The organism is Micromonospora sp. KC207 (genome assembly GCF_004348615.1).
Taxonomy (GTDB): domain Bacteria; phylum Actinomycetota; class Actinomycetes; order Mycobacteriales; family Micromonosporaceae; genus Micromonospora.
This window is the reverse complement of sequence record NZ_SMKJ01000151.1, coordinates 1-16,390: the sequence shown is the minus strand read 5'-3', so window position 1 is coordinate 16,390 and position 16,390 is coordinate 1. Positions and strand designations below refer to the sequence as shown.

Annotated in this window: 14 protein-coding genes, 1 tRNA gene and 4 pseudogenes; 13 read left to right on the top strand and 6 right to left on the bottom strand. The window is 68.5% G+C overall.

Features of this window, described 5'->3' with window-relative positions; translation table 11 throughout:
• The first annotated feature begins 15 nt into the window (after positions 1-15).
• From E1258_RS19300 to E1258_RS34990, 4 genes and pseudogenes are all read left to right on the top strand, one after another.
• Positions 16-2,130: an MMPL family transporter gene (locus E1258_RS19300; protein ID WP_132403146.1), complete on the top strand. Its 2,115-nt coding sequence runs from the start codon at positions 16-18 to the stop codon at positions 2,128-2,130.
• Positions 2,120-2,511: pseudogene (locus tag E1258_RS19295) on the top strand (FAD-dependent oxidoreductase); the annotation flags it as partial. The gene E1258_RS19300 and the pseudogene E1258_RS19295, both read left to right, overlap by 11 nt.
• Before the next feature lie 135 nt (positions 2,512-2,646).
• A tRNA-Ile gene (locus E1258_RS19290) sits at positions 2,647-2,720 on the top strand.
• A 61-nt stretch (positions 2,721-2,781) separates the two neighbouring features.
• Positions 2,782-3,174 (top strand): hypothetical protein, encoded by a 393-nt coding sequence (locus E1258_RS34990; protein ID WP_243715559.1) that lies wholly within the window; start codon positions 2,782-2,784, stop codon positions 3,172-3,174.
• 72 nt (positions 3,175-3,246) lie between these two features.
• On the opposite strand, the pseudogene E1258_RS34985 reads toward E1258_RS34990, so the two are convergent.
• From E1258_RS34985 to E1258_RS19255, 5 genes and pseudogenes are all read right to left on the bottom strand, one after another.
• Positions 3,247-4,239: pseudogene (locus E1258_RS34985) on the bottom strand (recombinase family protein); the annotation flags it as partial.
• A 1,092-nt stretch (positions 4,240-5,331) separates the two neighbouring features.
• Positions 5,332-6,204: pseudogene (locus E1258_RS19275) on the bottom strand (replication-relaxation family protein).
• A gap of 615 nt (positions 6,205-6,819) precedes the next feature.
• On the bottom strand, positions 6,820-7,179 hold the full coding sequence (locus E1258_RS19270; protein WP_243715558.1) for a hypothetical protein: 360 nt from the start codon (positions 7,177-7,179) through the stop codon (positions 6,820-6,822).
• Between the two features lie 342 nt (positions 7,180-7,521).
• On the bottom strand, positions 7,522-8,586 hold the full coding sequence (locus E1258_RS19260) for a helix-turn-helix transcriptional regulator (protein WP_207919626.1): 1,065 nt from the start codon (positions 8,584-8,586) through the stop codon (positions 7,522-7,524).
• A 182-nt stretch (positions 8,587-8,768) separates the two neighbouring features.
• On the bottom strand, positions 8,769-9,158 hold the full coding sequence (locus E1258_RS19255) for an NUDIX domain-containing protein (RefSeq protein ID WP_165949838.1): 390 nt from the start codon (positions 9,156-9,158) through the stop codon (positions 8,769-8,771).
• A gap of 172 nt (positions 9,159-9,330) precedes the next feature.
• Between E1258_RS19255 and E1258_RS19250 the strand changes: the two genes are divergently transcribed.
• The 9 genes from E1258_RS19250 to E1258_RS19210 all read left to right on the top strand — a co-directional run bounded on the left by E1258_RS19250 (position 9,331) and on the right by E1258_RS19210 (position 16,230).
• Positions 9,331-10,086: a TauD/TfdA family dioxygenase gene (locus E1258_RS19250; protein WP_132403134.1), complete on the top strand. Its 756-nt coding sequence runs from the start codon at positions 9,331-9,333 to the stop codon at positions 10,084-10,086.
• Positions 10,087-10,150: 64 nt separating this feature from the next.
• The gene (locus E1258_RS19245; RefSeq protein ID WP_132403131.1) at positions 10,151-10,873 is read left to right on the top strand and encodes a hypothetical protein; all 723 of its coding nucleotides are present in this window, start codon (positions 10,151-10,153) and stop codon (positions 10,871-10,873) included.
• Complete coding sequence (locus E1258_RS19240; RefSeq protein ID WP_132403128.1) at positions 10,870-12,015, top strand: radical SAM/SPASM domain-containing protein; 1,146 nt, start codon at positions 10,870-10,872, stop codon at positions 12,013-12,015. Before E1258_RS19245 ends, E1258_RS19240 begins: the two co-directional genes overlap by 4 nt.
• A gap of 35 nt (positions 12,016-12,050) precedes the next feature.
• The gene (locus E1258_RS19235) at positions 12,051-12,482 is read left to right on the top strand and encodes an NUDIX domain-containing protein (protein WP_132403125.1); all 432 of its coding nucleotides are present in this window, start codon (positions 12,051-12,053) and stop codon (positions 12,480-12,482) included.
• Between the two features lie 2 nt (positions 12,483-12,484).
• Complete coding sequence (locus tag E1258_RS33475; protein WP_165949837.1) at positions 12,485-13,381, top strand: carbohydrate kinase family protein; 897 nt, start codon at positions 12,485-12,487, stop codon at positions 13,379-13,381.
• 13 nt (positions 13,382-13,394) lie between these two features.
• Positions 13,395-14,051 (top strand): hypothetical protein, encoded by a 657-nt coding sequence (locus tag E1258_RS19225; RefSeq protein ID WP_132403122.1) that lies wholly within the window; start codon positions 13,395-13,397, stop codon positions 14,049-14,051.
• 48 nt (positions 14,052-14,099) lie between these two features.
• Positions 14,100-14,747, top strand: a complete 648-nt coding sequence (locus E1258_RS19220) for an HAD family hydrolase (protein ID WP_132403119.1) — start codon at positions 14,100-14,102, stop codon at positions 14,745-14,747.
• A 206-nt stretch (positions 14,748-14,953) separates the two neighbouring features.
• The gene (locus E1258_RS19215) at positions 14,954-15,526 is read left to right on the top strand and encodes a hypothetical protein (protein ID WP_132403116.1); all 573 of its coding nucleotides are present in this window, start codon (positions 14,954-14,956) and stop codon (positions 15,524-15,526) included.
• A 119-nt stretch (positions 15,527-15,645) separates the two neighbouring features.
• Positions 15,646-16,230 carry an ATP-binding protein gene (locus E1258_RS19210; protein WP_132403113.1) on the top strand — a complete coding sequence of 195 codons (585 nt, stop codon included), beginning with the start codon at positions 15,646-15,648 and terminating at the stop codon, positions 16,228-16,230.
• Between the two features lie 27 nt (positions 16,231-16,257).
• Here E1258_RS19210 and E1258_RS19205 read toward each other — a convergent pair.
• Positions 16,258-16,390, bottom strand: a pseudogene (locus E1258_RS19205) (IS5/IS1182 family transposase); the annotation flags it as partial.

The following is a 16,390-nucleotide window of genomic DNA, read 5'->3' as shown; positions in this document are numbered from 1 at the left end:
AGCTGGGTGGGTGGGATGGCCGGAAGACGGGGCGGCACTTCCACGCTGGTCGCGGCGCTGGTGGTGATCGGTTGGCTGGCTGTCGGCGGAGTGACCGGGCCGTACGCCGGGAAGCTGGGGGACGTCGCCACCAACGACAACGCCTCCTTCCTGCCTGCCGAGGCCGAGGCCACCCGGGGGCAGGACCTGGCCGCCGAGTTCGTCGACCGGCAGACCACCCCGGCGCTCGTCGTCTACGCGCGTACCACCGGCATCACCGACGCCGACCGGCAACGGGTCGCCACCGACGCCGCCCGGTTCGCCCGGGTTCCCGGCGTCGTCGCGCCGCTCCCGCCGTCCGTGCCCAGCCAGGACGGCCAAGCCCTTCAGGTGGTCGTGCCCATCGACGAGGCAGCGGGCGAACGGGTCGGGGAGGTCGTCGACGAACTGCGCGCCATCGCCGGCGGCGACCGGGACGGGCTCACCGTGGACGTCGCCGGACCCGCCGGACTGCTCGCCGACCTCATCGAGGTCTTCGGCGCCATCGACGGGCCGCTGCTGCTGGTCACCCTCAGCGTCGTGTTGCTCATCCTGCTGATCGTCTACCGCAGCCCGGTGCTGTGGATCTTCCCGCTGCTCGCCGCCGGGATGTCGTACGCCCTGGCGTCGGTCTTCGTCTACCTCCTCGCCGGCCACGACGTGATCAAGCTCAACGGGCAGGCGCAGGGCATCCTCACCGTGCTCGTCTTCGGTGCCGGCACCGACTACGCGCTGCTGCTCATCGCCCGGTACCGGGAGGAGCTGCACCGGCACGCGCCACTCTGGGACGCGATGCGGGCCGCCTGGCGGGGAGCCGCCCCGGCGATCATCGCCTCCGGTGGCACCGTCATCGTCAGCCTGCTCTGCCTGCTGCTGTCCAGCCTCAACTCCAACCGGGCGCTCGGTCCGGTCGCGGCAATCGGCATCGCCGCCACCCTGCTGGTCATGCTGACCTTCCTGCCCGCCCTGCTGGTGCTCGGCGGCCGCTGGGCGTTCTGGCCGCGCCGGCCCGCCGTCGACCAGGCCGACCCGCAGACCGAACACGGCCTCTGGAGCCGGATCGCCGGTCTCGTCGCCCGCCGGGCCCGGGTCGTCTGGCTCGCCACCGCCGCCGGCCTGGCCGTGCTCACCATCGGCCTGACCCAGCTCGGCATCACCACCCTCGGCCAGACCGACCTGTTCACCCAGCGCACCGACTCCGTCGCCGGCCAGGACGTGATCGCTCGCCACTACCCGGCCGGCACCGGCAGCCCGGCCACCATTTTCACCAGCCAGCAGACCGCCCGCCAGGTCGCCGAAATGGCCCGGCGGGTGCCCGGCGTCGCCGCAGTCCGCCCGGTCACCGAGCGGAGCCAGACGGGCCCATCCGACCCGAACGCCCCGCCGCAGGTGGTCGACGGCCGGGTCCAGTTCGAGGCCACCCTGGCCGACCCGCCCGACAGCGACGGCGCGGAGCGGACCATCCGCGACCTCCGCGAGGCCGTCCACGGCGTACCCGGCTCGGACGCGGTGGTCGGCGGGTTCACGGCGATCAACGTGGACATCTCCGACGCGTCCGCGAGGGACCGCAACGTGATCATCCCCGTGGTGCTGCTGGTAATCGCCGTCATCCTGGCCCTGCTGCTGCGCGCACTGCTCGCCCCGCTGCTGCTCATCGCGACCGTGGTGCTGTCGTTCCTCGCCACGCTCGGGCTGTGCGCGCTGATCTTCCGGCACCTGCTCGACTACCCCGGCGTCGACCAGTCGTTCCCCCTGTTCGCGTTCGTCTTCCTGGTCGCCCTCGGCATCGACTACAACATCTTCCTGATGAGCCGGGTGCGCGAGGAATCGGTGCACCGGGGCACGCGCCCCGGCGTGCTCACCGGCCTCGCCGTCACCGGCGGCGTCATCACCTCCGCCGGCATCGTGCTCGCCGCGACGTTCTCCGCGCTCGCCGTGCTGCCTCTGGTCGTCCTCGTCGAGCTGGGCGTCGCCGTTGCCGTCGGGGTCCTGCTCGACACCATCGTCGTCCGCTCGCTGCTGGTGCCCGCCCTGTCGTACGACATCGGGCCGCGGATCTGGTGGCCCAGCCGGCTGGGCCGCACGGACCGGGAGGCGAGCGATGCCCGCTGAGACCGACGTCGTCATCGTCGGCGGCGGCCCCGCAGGGCTCGCCACGGCCCGGCGGCTCCATCGCGCTGGCGTGCCTGGGCGGCTGCTGGAAGCCGGCGACCGGCTCCGGTTCGCGGCGCTGGCCACCGCCTTCGCCGCCTGCCTGCCGGCCGGCTGCCCGACGCCCCGGAGAGCGCCGCCGGGCCGGCCTGTCCGACTCGATCATCGAGGAGCTGCTGCGGCCGTTCCTGCCCGGCGTGTTCGTCGACCGGGAACTGGAAACCTCCAGCGACGTGCTGACGATGATGCACGCTCGTTCGCCCGAGGACGGATCGGGGTGCCGGCGCGGGGAACGGGTGCGCTGCCCCCGGGGCCATCGTCGAGCCGCTGCCCGCCGGCCTGAGGCCATCGCATGCGGCTGCGTGCTGTTATCCTCGCGTTGCCCATCGTGCTGGATCATCGGTGGGCGTCCAACCGACGACGCTGCTTCGTGCTGGCCGGTGATCCATCGGGCGGGTTACGATCCGGCGCGGTAGCGGGGCGGTAGCTCAGCGGGTTAGAGCAGGGGACTCATAATCCCTCGGTCACGGGTTCGAGTCCCGTCCGCCCCACAACCCGCACCATTGTGCGAAACGACGGGCCGGTCGACGTGTCGACCGGCCCGTCGTCGTCTTGGTCGAGTCGTTCGAGGGGGATCTTGTAGACCGGGGTGAGCGTGTTGCCCTGGATCTTGATCTCGGCGACGTGGTTTTCGATGACGGCTTTGCGCTGGCCTGGGGTGCCGTGTTGCAGGACGTCGGCGAGGTCGCGGCGCAGGCGGTCGATCGCCTTGGTGCTGGGCAGCGCTGGCAGGTCGTGGCGGAGCTGGTGGAGTTCGTCCTGGCGGGCTCGGAGCTGGTCGAGTTTGAGGGTCAGGTCTTGGATGCGGTGGCCGCAGGTCCGTTCGTCGAGGGTGCCGTTCTCGAACGCAGTGAGGTAGCGGTCGACGGTCGCTTCCGTGGTGGTGATCTTTCCGGTGATGGCGTCGAGTTCTGCTTGGTGGCGGTCGCTGCCGTCGGCGCGTAGTGCCCGTTCGACCGCGACCGCCTCGATGATCAGGTCCGGTTTGCGGAAGAAGTCGATCAACCCTTCGGCGACGGTGCTGTCGAGCAGGTCGGCGTCGATGCGGGCCGCATCGCAGCCGGTGGAGCCGTAGCGGGTTCGGGTGAAGCAGGTGTAGTAGCGGTAGCGGCGCAGCTTGCCGGTCGCGGAGGTGCCGACGTACTTGCTGCCGCATCTGGGGCAGGTGATGCGGCCGGTCAGGTCGTAGTCGGAGTTGGCGGCGGCGCGTTGCGAGTGGGCCTCGCCGCGAGCTTCCAGGATCGTTTGGCATTGGGCGAACAGGTCTTCGTCGATCAGGGGCGGGTGGGCGTGTTCGGTGGTGACGTCGCGGAAGCCGACCTCGCCGAGGTAGAGCCGGTTGCCGAGCATCCGGCCGATGGTGTGCCCGGACCAGGGTTTGCCCGCGCGGGTGCGTTTGCCGTGCTCGTTGAGCTGTGCGGCGATGGCGCGGGTGCCGAGCCGGGTTCCGGCGTAGAGGCCGAAAATCTCCTTCACGATGTGCTGCTCGTCGGGGTGCGGGACGAGGCGGTGGGTGTCCGGGTCGATGAGGTAGCCGTAGGGGCGGGGTCCGTGGGTCCATTCGCCCTTGGCGGCTTTGCGTTCCATGCCGTTGATGACGCGGTCGATGATGACTTCGCGTTCGAACTCGGCGAACGCGCCGAGCATCTGCACGAACAGCCGTCCGGCGGGGCTCGCGGTGTCGAAGGGTTCGGTGGCCGAGCGGAAGTGCACGCCGGCGGCGTCGAGATCGTCCATCAGGGTGGCCAGGTCGCGGATGCGTCGGGAGAATCGGTGGAGCCGGTAGACGAGCAGCAGGTCGAACCGGCCTGCCCTCGCTGCGGCGAGGGCTTTGGTGAGGCCGGGGCGGTCGAGGGTGGCGCCGGAGGCATCGTCGGTGAACCGAGCGGTGATTTGCCAGCCGGGTTGGGAGTCGACGTAGGCGGTCAGTTTCTGGGTCTGGGCTTCGATGGTGTAGGGCTGGTGCTCGTCGTCGGTGGAGCGGCGGGTGTAGATCGCCACCCGGAGCATGGTCTCCGGGGTGATCGCCTCCCGCCTGCGGGTCGTCGGCTTTCGTCGTGCTGCCATAGCGGCTCCTTGAAGTGCAGGGGTGGTGTTGCGGCCGAACCTCGTTCGGCCGCAACGAAGGGGTCATGTCTCGTCGTCGTCTTGTTCGGGTGGGTGGGCGGTCCACCACGAGGCGATCAGCGCTGCCCATGCCTGGACCGCCTTGCGGTACTCGTCGGCGGTCATCGGCACGGTCTCGGGCGGCCCGATCGTCCACTGCGTGCTGGTCTTGCTCGGGCCGGTGGTCTTGGGCGGACCGCTCCGCCTGGTGGCGGTGGGCGGCTCGCGGCGGCCGTGCCGGTCCCGGACCGGGCGCTTGGTGGTCCGGCCCGGCTCGGGTTCGTGGTCGTCAGCCTGTCCGGCTGGGCGTGGTGGTGGCATTGGCCTCCTCGGGGTCGGCACTCGTGGTGAGCGCGATGTGCGTCCATGGGGACTCCTTTCGGTTGAGGGCGTTGTTCGTGGTTGCTGGTCGTGGGTCGGTCCCGCTGCCGGTCCCGGTCCCGCTCGCTGTCGTGGTCCCGGTCCCGTTGTCGGTCCGAGTCCCGGTCCCGCTTCAGGTCCGGGTCCCGCTTCAGGTCCCGCTTCCGGTTCCGCTCGCAGTCCCGGTCGATTGGGAGCAGTCCCGCTTCGTGTCCCGCTTGCCGGGCTGTTCGGCCTGGTTCATGGTGTTGTGGGCTGTCCCGTTCGGTCCCGGTCCCGTTGGGTGACCGTGGTGCCGTGGCCTGTCCGGGTTGGTTGACCGGCTGGCGTCCGGTGTTGATCAGGTCGATTCCCGCTCCATCCAGGACGGATGTCAAGCCGACCATCGAGCGCGATGGAGCCATCTAGAGCGCTGCGCAGCAGCATTGAGGAGCAGTGCCGGTGCGGTGGTCGCGATTGTCCTTCGCCGACCCGCAGGTGGGCTCGGGCGCGACAAGCGCCGGTCGTGATAGGACGAGGTAGAGATATGGAGAGGGGCAGACCGTAGCTCCACGACCTTGCAGGGGCCAGGCGTTGTCAGGTCCGGCAGACCGATTTGAACCTGACGAGACCTGACGCCGCAGGTCACGGGGTTGCTCATGGTCTGGCCTGGTCGAAGTCGGCCGGGTCGACCTCGCCAGGCATCGGGAGTTCGGCCAGGCGCAGCAGCGGCGAAGCGACGCCGTGCAGATGCCAGACCGCCTCGGCGGGACTGCGCCCGTCGAGCCGATCGCGGGCAGCCGTCGCGACCGGCACGGTGAGCCTGGTGTCGGCCAGGCGGCGGTGCAGGTTGGCCGCGCGGGTGGTCGAGTGGAGCCAGAACAGCACCGGCCACGCCGGGCCGCCACGGCGGACGAGGTTGCCGTAGCCGGCCAGTTTCCCCACCAGGACGCCGAGCGCCTCGGTGCCTTGGTCATGTTCCAGGTACCAGACCGTGGTCTGCCCGTGCTCGGACCACACGCCGAGGGCGTCGGCGTTGACCATGCCGTACGCCGTGGTCCCCGGCGGGCTGAAGAATCGTTTCAGCCTGGTGTCGGGCCACCAGTGGTGCAGCCTGGCAGCCGGGTGCAGTCGTTCGTGTGCGGCGAGGTCGGTGAAGAACTGGTTGATGCCGAGCCGGTGGTCGAGATTGCGGCTGGTGGCGATGCGGTGCAGCCGCGTCGTGCTCGCCGCGCGGCGGGGCGGCTCGTCACCGCGCGCGGCGGCGACGACCAGGGCTCCGGTGTGGGCCAGTGCTTAGTGGTAGGGGTGGCTGCCTCCCTCCAGCCGGAACGGCCGGAACCGTTCCAGCAGACCCAGCTCGGTGAGCTGGGTGAGACGGCGTTGGGCGTAGTTCAGGCTCGGGAACAGGGCGTGCGCGATCTGGAAGCTGGTCAGCACGGCATGGTCATAGAGCCAGCCGAGCAGACGCCAGTCCCGCTCGGTGAGCTGGTGCTGCACCCGCAGCACATGATCTGTTGCTGTTCGCATAAGCGCCTCCTGCGATAGGTGTTGGTGCCCCGCACCCGAAGGGAAGAACCCGAAGGGTCTTCTGCACCGCGCCGTCCCGGTTGGTCAGGCTGCTGACCTGGGCTGTCAGGGTGGAGCCGGGTGCTTGAGGGCGTCACTTTGAAGCTGGACGGGCTCGCCGACCCCGAGGAGCACAGCCACGTGGACCCGGAGCCGACGTGCGGAGCCGGTTGTGCGAGATGCGACCGGCAGACGAAAAGCCGTCGCGCGATGCCAACGGCGCGACGGCTCTCGAAGACCAGAACAGTGCTATCGGGTGCAGGGACGTCGCCTCGGGCGGCGTCGTAGTCCTCCAACACGGCGTTCTCGTCAACGCGAGAGCCATCAAGTCCGCGGACATGCGCGGGAGTGTTGGAGGACCTCCCCTCCGACCGCCACAACGGCGGCCGGGGTCACCGCCCCGACGTCGCACTCCAGCGGTCGGGACGGCTCGGCCGAACAAGACCGAGAGATCCAGGCTACGAGCCTGATGCGGGGCGGTCAATGCAATAGCTCGGCCGCGCAATGCCCGCTGACCTACGATGTCAGAAGTGGACAGGTCGTGTCAGGCAGACCTCGCCACGATGACAGGTGCTGTCAGGAACGCGCGAGCGCCTCGGCGCCGGGCTTCAGCCACGGCGTGCCGACACGGCGCAGCCCGATCAGCTCGGGCCGGGTGACGCCGGGCCTGCGCCGTGGCAGCATCCCGCTCTGGCGCAGGGTTCGCTCCGCTTCTGTCCGGCTGGGGCAGGGCCCCTCGACCTGGCAGGTCCGGCACACGCCGCTGCCGCTGAGCGTGGCGTGCTCGTTGACGGCGTCCAGCGCGTCGGCTGCCCTGGCCAACGCCGTGCTCGCCAGGTACGTCGTGCCCATCACCGCGCTCCGATCAACAGCACCGGCGTCGCGGTGGGTGGCGTGGGCGTGCAGGGTGCGGTCTGCGCGCCCACGCCACGGCACGTTCCGGGCGGTTGCGCCGTGCTCGCGAAAGCGGTTCGCGGAGCCGGTCGCACGGAGCGTGCGGTCGAGGACGAGCCGGTGCCCGGCCACTTCTCGGCGCGGGAAAACGCCTCACGCGATGGCACACTGGCTACCACGGATCACCGTCCTTGAGGTCGTTGCTGGAGGGCGGGCTCACCGGCCACTGGGAGACGCCGTTCGGCATGGTGAGCCCGCCCGGCGCTCACCACCGCAGCCCATCGGCGAGTACAGCAGCAAGGCCAGCCGTCGCCCCGGCGGCGTGTCCGCCGGGGTCGACAACCACGATCGGCCCTTGCGGCTGGCCAGGCCAGTGACTGGTTGTCAACCCTGGGTCGGGTAGCCAGGGGCAGGGGCAGACCGGTTCAGCGCTGCTGAGGCGGCTTCGACCACGGTGGGACAGTGCCCTTGGGCGACCCGTGCGGCTCGCTGGAGCTGGTGGGGCAACCGGTGCCGTTCGCCGCCGCCGATCGCGTCGTGCAGCGTGGACTCGCCGGTGGTGACGTCTCCGGCGGCGAGCAGCACTTCGGCGATGGTGATCTGCTCGATGATGCGCCATTGCGGCGATGTCGGCAGGGTAGGGGCCGGTGAGGCACCGAGCAGGGCGATCGCCTGCGGGGCGCGGCCGGTGGTGATGAGCCCGCGCAGGTGGACCTCTCGGACGGCTGTGGCGCTGACGAGCGGGTCGTCGGAAGCAGGGCGGTCCTGGCTGCGGTGCAGCTCGGTGAGCGTGGCGTCGAACGTCGCGGGGTCCTGGGCGGCGCGTGCGAGCTGGACGAGCGCCGGTGCCCGCTGGTCGGCGCTCACGATGGCGACGGCGTGGGCGAGTCGCACCAAAGCGGCGCGAACTCTCCCTGCCTTGCGGAGTTCGTTGCCGTGTACGCGCAGCGTGTAGGCGTGCAGATCGGCGTCGTCGAGCTGTTCGGCGACGCGCAGCGCCCTGCCAGTCCAGCGCACCGCGAAGGCCAGCCGCTCCTCCGGCAGGACGTAGCCGAGGGAGACGCCGAGTTCGGCGCGTGCGCGGGCGAGCAGGAGCAGCATGTCCTTGTCGACGATCCCGTCGGCGGCGCGGGCTTCGAGCCGGGCGACCAGCGGCCACAGCTCGTTGACGGCGGCGGCACCGTGGCCGGCGTGGCGGGCGATCGTGGCAAGGCGCAGGGTCGAGTATCCGAACTGCAGCATGGTGACGTGGTCGGCGGCCTCGGTGTCGGTGACGCCGACCCGGTGCAGTGGGATGCCGAGGTGCTGGGCGATGCGCCGCCGGTTGACGATGTCGACGACGTCCCGCCGCCCGGTCTCGATCATGGAGATGTAGGAGGGGTCGTAGCCGAGCTTTTCGGCCAGAGCGAGCTGGCTCGTCCCGGTGCCCTGCCGCCAGGTCCGGATCATCACGCCCAGGTCGCCGGTAGCCAGCGCTGCCGCTGTGTGTGGGCTTGTCCATAGCCACAGCGCGGACGTCGAGACGGAGCGGGCGGGCTCGCGTGGGCTGCCGGTGACCGCGGCGCAGGCCGGGCACAGCGGCACGCCACCAGGTTCGTCGACGGAGGTGGCACAGGCCCGGCAGCGCATGGCTATCCGTTCACCGGTGTTTCGAGCCTGGCGAACCAGTCGTGGACCGAGCGCCGATACCCGTCGGGCATGGGCAGGCCCGCGATCTCGTCGGCGGCGAACAGGCGAGCTTCCTTGTGCTCGGAGCTCACCGTGATCGGCGAGTCGTCGTCGACGAAGCAGCCGTAGGTCACGATCAGCACGTCCACGCCCTCGCGGATGTGGTACTGCCAGGAGTCGAGGATCGGGCCGACTCGCACAGTCCAGCCGGTCTCCTCGCTGATCTCCCGTCCGACGCAGGCGGCCGGGTCCTCGCCGAGTTCGAGCTTGCCGCCGGGCAGTTCCCATTCCTCGCGCTCATTGCGCAGCAGCAGGACGCGGCCGTCGCGGACGCAGACGCCCTTGATGGACACCGGGAAGGCGTGAGGCCGGTACATGTTCGCATCCTTCCGTCGGCTGTCAGCGGACCGTAACACGGCGACGAGCGACAGGCGTCGCCGCAGGCTGCGGGCACCTTGACAATCCGTCACTTGATTGACCGGCACCACGGGCTGACGGTGGTGTTGGTCAGACAGGGGGCTCACCATGATCTATCACGTTCGTATCGATCCACACGACAGTCAAGCCGGTGCCCGGCTTGCCGCTGCGCTGCGAGACGTCGGCCTCGCCACCTTCGAGGGCGTCACCGACCGGGCATCGCTGCTGCGCCTGGCCGAGCAGGTCATGCACGTCTGGCACCACCGCGACAGCGACACCGACGGCGTCACCGCGATCGGCGATCGAGGCGAACTGGCTCGCCGACCAGGATCGGCCGGCTTCGGCCGCGACGAGCTGACCGTGCACACCGAGTCCTCGGCCGAGGACCGGCCTCCCCGGCTCATGCTGCTGTTCTGCGCTCGTGGCGCTGCCTCCGGCGGCGAGTGCCGACTGGTCGACGGCGCCCGGCTGCACCACGAGCTGGCGCTGCGCGACCCCGAACTGCTCGACGCGCTGCACACTCCGCGCAGCGTGCTCTTCGGCGGCGCCGCCGGCCACCTCGGTTCGGTGTTCACCGAACACGACGGCCGCGCTGTCGTCCGGTTCCGGCTCGACGATCTGGCCAGGTTCTCCCCGCAGATCACCCGGCGGCTGGCCTCGCTACGGGCGATCTTGCACGACCTGGAGACACCGATGCCGCTCATGCCCGGCCACGGCTACCTGCTGTGCAACACCCGCTGGCTACACGGCCGCGCCGCCTTCGCGGGAGAACGTCTCATGTACCGGCTGCTGGGCAACCCGCTGCCCACGGTTGAGATCCCCGAAGGCTTCGCGACCTCGCTGGCCGAGCCCGCGACCGTCTGACCACCGCAACTCCCAAGGCCGTCACCGGCCCAAACCCAATCACGTCTGACGGAGGTGCTTCGCCGTGCCCGGATTCGTCGCGTTGACTGGACCGCCCGCAGTGGGCAAGACAACCCTGTCGGCCCAGCTCGCCGCCGTCCATGGCGCGCAGGTGTTCCGGTTGCGCGAGTTCGCCCAGGACTACCGGCACCGCCCCGACGCCGACCCGGCCCTGTTCGCCACCGAGGACCCGCTCGGCTGGTTCTCCGACCAGACCGTCCGCGTGCTGCTGGACGCCGCGTTACTCGGCCGGGAGTCGACCGGCGTGACGGTGCTGGAGAACCTCCCTGGCACGGTCACCCAGCTGCGCACCATCAGCGAGATCGGCCGCCGGCTCGGGCTACCGGTCGTGGTGATCGAGATGACCGCACCGGACGCGATCGTGATCGGACGATCACTCATACGTCGAGTCTGCTCGGCCTGCGAACCGGATCTCGACGCCGACCCCCACCGGCCCGCCCGAGCCACTGCCGCCGACTCCGAGAGCTGCGCCATCTGCGGAAACCGGCTACGCCGTCGCCGCTGCGACGAAACAGCGCTGTACGAGCTGAAGCTGCATCGCTTCCGGTCCCGCATCCCCGGCATCCGGCGCGAAGCCGCCACCCTCGACCTGCCCTACCAGGCCGTCAACGCCACCGACAGCCCGGCCGACTGCCTGCGACGAGTCGTGGCCGCGCTCCGCAACACCCAGATCCTCACGTGCCTGCCCGTCGACGTCTCACCCGCTCTGAACGGAGCAACCCCATGACGATCGTGACCCTGCCGACCCCGACGCTGCGCCCCGACGACCGTGACGGCTACGGGTTCGCCCGCCTGCCCGCCAACGCCCACGACGAGGCCCCAGAGCGCATCGACCGCATCCCGTACGGCCGGTTCCGCAACGTCTACCTGTACATCACCGAGCGCTGCCAGCTGCGCTGCGAGCACTGCTACATGGGCGAGCGGCTGGACCGGGCGCTGAAGATGCCCTTCGACCAGATCATGGCGACGCTGACGACCTGGCGGCAGATGGGCGGGTCCAAGCTGACCATCCTCGGTGGCGAGCCGACGCTGCACCCCGACTACGTCAAGGTGATCCGCTGCGCCAAGCAGCTCGGCTACGAGCACGTGATCACGACCAGCAACGGCCTGGAACCGGCCATCCGCAAGTTCCGGCTCATGAACCCGGACGACTTCGCCTACGTGCAGATCAGCCTCGACGGCGGCAGCCCTGACAGCCACGACCGCGTACGGGGGACTGGCACGTTCGACGAAGCCGTACGCAACGTGCGGGAACTGGTCGAGCGAGGCTTCGACACGAGGATCATCTGCACCGTCAACCGCGCCAACACCGGGGACTGCCTGCGGCTGCTCGACCTGGCCGACGAGATCGGGGTGTCGCTGGTCAAGTTCCACGTCTTCTCGGTCATCGGCTCCGGGCACGGTGCCGCCGAGTGGGGCATGCAGCCCATGGAGTGGATCGAGTTCTACGAGCGGCTCGAAACGGTCGCGCCCGGCTACCGGACCCGGGTCTGGTACCAGCCGACCTACGCCCGCCGCGAGCGGATGGCCCGCTACGCCGCCGACGGCTACCGCGGCTGCATCGGGCGAACCCTCGACCGGATCTCCATCTTCCCGGACGGCCGGGCCTACGTGTGCAGCTTCCTGTTCGACACCGACCTGCACTTCGCCAACATGACGGACGGCAAGATCGAACTCAACCGGAACGCCAACGAGTTCGACCTGTTCACCAAGGTCCTGTCCACGTCGAGCTGCGGCGGCTGCAAGGTCTCCGGATCGTGCGTCGGCGGCTGCCCGGCCGAGGAACTGGTCATGGGCACCGCGTCCTGCGCGGCCGAGCCGGACATCGTCCCGGTCTGCCGCCTGTGGAAGGCCGACATCAGCCGTTGAACAACCAGGCACAACGACCACAAGGAGAGCCGACCATGACCCGCTACAAGGCGTGCATCGACGTGCACCTGATCCTGCGCCGGACAGACGAGATCCTGCTCGGGCAGCGACACAACACCGGCTACGCCGACGGCTGCTGGCACCTGCCCAGCGGCCACACCGAGGACGGCGAACCCGCGACCCTCGCGCTCATCCGCGAGGCCGACGAGGAGATCGGCGTGCAGATCGACCCGGCCGAAGTCCGCTTCACCCACCTGATGCACCACCGCACGAACGAAGGCCGCATCGCCCTGTTCTTCGAGGTGACCCGCTGGTCCGGCGAGATCGTCAACACCGAGCCCGACAAGTGCACCGGCTGGCGTTGGTACCCGCTCACGGCCCTGCCAGACCCGATGATCCCCTACGCCGCCGAGGCGCTCCACCACTACATCAAGGGCGACGTCTACGCCGAGCGGGGATGGGACTAGAGATGAGCAGCCCATCCCTCGACCTGGTCTGCGTCAGCTACCTCGCCGACGCCGGCATCCAGCATGTCACCGACTACCCGGCCGCCAACCACGGCGCGATCATCACCGAGACGTTCGACTCCATCGCGGCGGACGGACCCATCACCGCGCTCACGGCCCGCCTGCTCGGCCTCCGGGTCGGTCTGATCAGCAACCAGATCGGCGCCGACCCGGAAGGCCAGCGCCTACTCGCCACCCTCGACCGAGCCCACATCCAGCACACCATCGATCCCGACGTGTCGGGCACCACGCCGAAACTCACCGTCATCACCGACGACGCCGGAACAAGAACCTGGTTCGCCTGGCTCGACCACGCCTACGCCCAACTCGCCGTCGCCAACCTCGCCATGATCGCCACCGCGCGCCTGGCCTACATCGACTGCTACAGCGCCATCACCGAGGCAGCAGCCCGCGCGATCCGCTTCGCCGACCGCACACCGCTCATCCTCAACCTCGGCAGCGACCAGCTCCACCCCGACATCCAGCAGGCCACGCAAGGCCGCCAGATCCTGGCCGTCCAGACCAGCATCGACGAAACGGACGCGGGCGACGCCGAGGCACTGGCCGCCGACATCCTCGGCAGGCTCCGGCCCCAGGCGGTAGTCATCACCCTCGGCCGCTACGGAGCCATCGCGCTCACCCGCGACGGCCTCCACCATGCCCAAGCACCACAAGCCCCCGTACGCCACACCCACGGTGCCGGTGCCGCGTTCTCCGCCGGATACGCGCACGCACTGCTGCTCGGCGGCACCGTCGACGAAGCGCTCGCCGCAGGCTGCGGCCTCGGCACCGACCACTGCGCCGGACGCAACCCGATCATCCCCGCACAGCGGCAGCTCCAGCCCGCCCTCCGTCTCTGACCAGGAGCAACCCATGCCGAACCTGAATCTCGACCCGCTCAACGACCTCGATTGGACCGACCTGGCCGCCGTCACCGCGGCAACCGAGAAGGTCCTTACCGACCTGGCTCAGGACCCGGCGCTGATTCGCGAGTACGCCGAGATCGCCGTGGCCAACCCCGACCTGCTCCAACCCTGCGAGCACTACGACATCCTCGACAAGATCGTCCTGCATGACGACCCGACCGGATGGCGGCTACGCCTGCACGTCTTTCTGCCCGGCTACTACGACCGGCCCCACAACCATCGCTGGACCTACAGCAGCCGGATCCTGCACGGCAGCTACACCCACACCCTCTACGGGACCGACGACCAGGTCGGCGACGATGGCGTCAAGGTCGCGGACCTGGCATCGCGCATGATTCGCACCGAGACGGCCGGAGACTTCTACACCCTGCATCACAGCATGATCCACTCAGTGATCGCCGAGCCCTACACGACTTCACTCGTCGTCCGCGGCCCGGCCGTCAAGGACCGGTTCATCGTCACCGACCGTGTCACCGGCGAGGCGTGGTGGCAGTACGGCGCGGCCAAGGAGAGCTCCGACGATGCCGACCGCAAGCGCATGACTCCCGGGCAGGCAGCCGCCTGCCTGACCCGCCTCGTCGAACTCGACATCCTCCCCGCGTAGGTCCGCCATGACGGCGGGCACACCAACACCGACCTCGACAGGAGAACGATGATCAAAGCTGTCGTGTTCGACATCGGCGAGACGCTGCTCGACGACACCCGCGAATGGGCGGCGTGGGCGGATTGGATCGGCGTCCCCCGCCACACCTTCTCCGCCGTCGTCGGCGCAGTCGTCGCGAGCGGCCGGGACAACCGCGAAGCCTTCGAGTACTTCCGGCCCGGATTCGACCTCGAAGCCGAACGGCAAGCTCGCGAAGTCGCCGGATGCGGCCAGATCATCGAAGAGAGTGATCTCTACCCGGACGTCAGATCCGCGCTGACCGCGCTGCGGCAGCAAGACTTCTGGGTTGGCATCGCTGGCAACCAAACCGCAAAGGTCGCCGAGCTGCTCCGGGTGATGGAGCTACCCGCAGATGCGATCGCCACCTCGGGAGAGTGGGGAGTTGGCAAGCCGGACTCCATCTTCTTCGACCGGGTTGTGGCCATGACACCGGTCGACCGCGACGAGATCCTCTACGTCGGTGACCACCGCGACTACGACATCGCTGCTGGTCGTGCTTCAGGGCTGCACACCGCTCTCATACGCCGAGGACCCTGGGGCCACATGTGGTACCAGGACGCCGATGTGCAGGTGGCCGCGGACATGGTCGCTACTTCGTTGGAGGATATCGCTTCGGCGCTGGCCAAGACCGCTTGAGTTGATCGTGACAATGCGACTAATCTCCGAAACGATGGCTGTGGAGTCGCCAACCGCTCACTCAACCCACACTCAATACTGGGCTGGAGCGCGCAACGCGGTGGTTACGGTAAGTCAGCCGAGGTTGTGGCCGCAGCCAGCACCCTGAGTCACCGATAGCATACGTTCGTGCAGTATAGATCGACTTCTAGCGGAGGGGCAACACGGTGAGCCCTCGGCCCGGCGGTGAAGCCGACAAGCTTGGCAATCACTATGAGGGCGCGTGGATCGTCCTGCATATTCTTGAGGTGCTTGCGGGAACGGCCGAGTCGGTGACAGTCGAAGAACTCGGCGAAATCGGCAAAGGCGCAGAGTTTACGCTCCGCCGTAGGACTACGAGTGAGGTTCACCAAGTCAAGCGGCAACGTGGCAGTGCCAACTATTGGAAGCTCGGTGACCTACACGCCAAAGGTGTCTTAAAAGCAGCAGGGAGCCATGTTGCCGCTGGTCGCCAGTTTCACTTCGTCTCCACGATTCCAGCGCAGGAGTTACAGGATCTTGCTGAACGAGCGCGGCACTCGCCGGATGTTCAAACGTTCGTGGACGACCTCCGCAGCGAGGCAAAGCAGCGGTTCAACTACCTGAGTTCCACCGTTTACGGATCGGTCCATACAGCTTGGGAGACGTTGCGCGGCATATGGGGGGACTGGTCGAGCGAACGCCTAATCCGAAACCAAAACGCTGCGCTTGCCGGGATGCTTTTGACAGGGACGCCAGCGCCGGCAGCAGCGATAACGTAGCGGATCTTGCCATCGAGAATCTAGCCACCACACTCGATAAGCAGACGATCTCTGATTTGCTTCTGCATTATGAGATGAAGCTAGTTCCGGCCGGAGCGGCCCCGACCCTTGTGCGGTCCATGAGAAACGCGCACGAGAGTTGGAAGGCAAGTATCGAGCGCGAGTTGCTCCGGCCATCCATTCATAGGGTCGAAGCCGAGCAAATAGGCGAGCAGCTTCTTAATGGCAACCGCTGTGTCTTCGCCGTCGGTGCGGGCGGCTCCGGCAAGAGCGCGGTCCTTCATGAGATGGTAGAGGAGGCGGAGTCCCGCGGCTGGACCGTGCTTGCGCTTCGCCTCGATCGTCAGGAGCCATTTTCGTCAACTGTTGAACTTGGGCTGCGCTTTGGCTTGGAGACGTCACCTACTTCGTCCCTGGCCCGAGTGGCAGGAGATCAACCGAGCCTTCTTGTGATCGATCAACTCGACGCCGTGAGCAAGGCGTCGGGGCGGATCCCGCAGACGTTCGAAGCTGTTGCCGACCTCGTGCGTGAGGCGACCGCATTTCCCAACATGCGTGTCCTGCTTGCCTGCCGCAAGTTTGACCTGGATAACGACGATCGCATTAGAACCCTGACCAAAGAGCACCAGGCAAAGCAGGTTCCGGTGGCGGAGCTTTCGGATGCACAGGTGCTTGGTGCGGTCCAGGCTTTAGAGGACGTCTGATTCACGTATTTTGTCAGCTATGTGGGTTTAGTCGTATCGCCAGGTTGGGGTGGTTTCGGTGGTGAGCCGTTTGGCGAGGTTGTCGATCATGGCGATGGTGATCATGCTGGCGGAGTTGTCGGGTCGGGCTTCGTAGTCGCGCACGAGTCGGCGGTGGTGC

What these genes read in the sequence shown, in the direction of transcription:
- E1258_RS19210 (WP_132403113.1), top strand. Translation starts at nt 15,646, where the DNA reads ATGAGAAACGCGCACGAGAGTTGGAAGGCAAGTATCGAGCGCGAGTTG.
- E1258_RS19260 (WP_207919626.1), bottom strand. Translation starts at nt 8,586, where the DNA reads ATGATCCGGACCTGGCGGCAGGGCACCGGGACGAGCCAGCTCGCTCTG.
- E1258_RS19240 (WP_132403128.1), top strand. Translation starts at nt 10,870, where the DNA reads ATGACGATCGTGACCCTGCCGACCCCGACGCTGCGCCCCGACGACCGT.
- E1258_RS19235 (WP_132403125.1), top strand. Translation starts at nt 12,051, where the DNA reads ATGACCCGCTACAAGGCGTGCATCGACGTGCACCTGATCCTGCGCCGG.
- E1258_RS19250 (WP_132403134.1), top strand. Translation starts at nt 9,331, where the DNA reads ATGATCTATCACGTTCGTATCGATCCACACGACAGTCAAGCCGGTGCC.
- E1258_RS19220 (WP_132403119.1), top strand. Translation starts at nt 14,100, where the DNA reads ATGATCAAAGCTGTCGTGTTCGACATCGGCGAGACGCTGCTCGACGAC.
- E1258_RS19300 (WP_132403146.1), top strand. Translation starts at nt 16, where the DNA reads ATGGCCGGAAGACGGGGCGGCACTTCCACGCTGGTCGCGGCGCTGGTG.
- E1258_RS19225 (WP_132403122.1), top strand. Translation starts at nt 13,395, where the DNA reads ATGCCGAACCTGAATCTCGACCCGCTCAACGACCTCGATTGGACCGAC.
- E1258_RS33475 (WP_165949837.1), top strand. Translation starts at nt 12,485, where the DNA reads ATGAGCAGCCCATCCCTCGACCTGGTCTGCGTCAGCTACCTCGCCGAC.